The organism is Acidovorax sp. SUPP2539, from assembly GCF_030158975.1.
Classification (GTDB): Bacteria; Pseudomonadota; Gammaproteobacteria; order Burkholderiales; family Burkholderiaceae_C; genus Paracidovorax.
Map to the genome: position 1 here is coordinate 1 of NZ_BQXJ01000018.1, position 1,673 is coordinate 1,673.

2 protein-coding genes are annotated in these 1,673 nt (G+C 66.9%); both read left to right on the forward strand.

Annotated features, from left to right (window positions below; genetic code table 11):
- Positions 1-1,256 (forward strand): type VI secretion system Vgr family protein (locus tag AVTE2539_RS26210; protein WP_284415243.1); only part of this gene is annotated, 1,256 nt, incomplete at its 5' end.
- A gap of 154 nt (positions 1,257-1,410) precedes the next feature.
- The coding region (locus tag AVTE2539_RS26215; RefSeq protein ID WP_284415244.1) for a DUF6531 domain-containing protein at positions 1,411-1,673 on the forward strand (263 nt) is incomplete at its 3' end.

Consider the following 1,673-nt stretch of genomic DNA (forward strand, 5'->3'; position numbering starts at 1 on the left):
CCAAGGGCACGGCGCAGGAAGAAGGCTCGTTCCAGCGATTCACCCTGCTGGCCCAGCCCACCAGCGTGCCCTACACCCCCGCGCGCACCACGCCGAAGCCCAGGACCACCGGCCCGCAGACCGCCGTGGTGGTGGGCCCGCCGGGCGAGGAGATCTGGCCCGACCAGTACGGGCGCGTCAAGGTGCAGTTCCACTGGGACCGGGTGGGCGCCATGAATGAGAACTCCAGTTGCTGGGTGCGGGTCTCCAGCAGCTGGGCCGGCTCCGGCTTCGGGGCCCTGTTCATCCCGCGCATCAACATGGAAGTCGTGGTCGACTTCCTCAATGGCGACCCGGACCACCCCCTCATCACCGGCTGCGTGTACAACGCCGACAACATGCCGCCGTGGGCGCTGCCGGCCAACGCCACGCAGTCGGGCATCAAGACCAAATCGAGCAAGGGCGGGGCCTTCGGTGACGGACTGAAGAACGGCGCGGGCGATGCCAACGCCATCCGCTTCGAGGACAAGGCCGGGGCCGAGCAGCTGTGGCTGCATGCGCAAAAGGACCAGCTCACCGAAGTGGAGAACGACGAGGACAAGTGGGTCGGCAACGATCGGCGCAAGACCGTCGACCGGGACGAGACCAACGTCATCCACCGCGACCGCACCGAGACCGTGGACCGCAACGAAAAGATCACCGTGCACGGCTGGCGCACCGAGGAAGTCGATGGCGACGAGACCATCACCGTCCATTCCAACCGCACCGAGCGGGTGGACCACGACGAAAAGATCAGCATCGGCGACAACCGAAGCGAAGACGTCGGCATCGACGAGACGGTGAGCATCGGCAAGAACCGCAGCAAGACCATCGGCAAGAACGAGAAAGACCAGATCGGCAGCAACTGGACCATCCAGGTCGGGAAGATGAAAACCGAGACCGTGGGCATGGTGGCCCTGCAGAACGTCGGCATGGCCAAGATGATGAACATCGGCATGGCCTACAGCGTGAACGTCGGCATGGTGCGCAACGACCTGGTGGGCATGCACTGGAGCCGCAGCGTGGGCAAGGACGACAGCGTGAGCGTGGGCGGGGACCGCAGCGCGCAGGTGACGGGCGGCGACAGCCTGCAGGTGGGCAAGGCGCTGGCCGTGAAGGCGCAGCAGATCACGCTGGAGGCGGACCAGGAGATCACCCTGCGCTGCGGGGCGAGCACCGTGCGGCTCACGCCGGCGCTGATCGAAGTGCTGTCCAGCCTGGACAAGCTCAACTGCTGAGGCGGGCCGGCGGGGGCTGCCCTGCATGGCCTTCGCGCGCTGGCGCGGCCCCAAACCCGATGCGATGGCCAGAAGCCCCGAGGCGATTGGCGCAAAGACCTTACCTCTCCCCCTTGCCTGAACCCGGCAAACGATCCCAAGAAAGAGCGACAGCATGAGTGGCAAACCAGCGGCACGGCAAAGCGACATGACCCAAAAGGGCGGGCCGATCGTTCAGGGCTCGGCCACCGTGCTGATCGGCTCGGCGGGGGGCGTGGCGTGCTCCGTGTGCCCGGGCGGCATGGCGGTGGGCAGCCCCGTCAACCCGGCGCTGGGGGCCAAGGTGCTGATGGGCGGGGACGAGTTGGACTTCAGCCTGCCCGGGCCGATGCCGCTCGTGTGGCAGCGCCAGTACAGCAGCTACGTCAACGAAGAGCA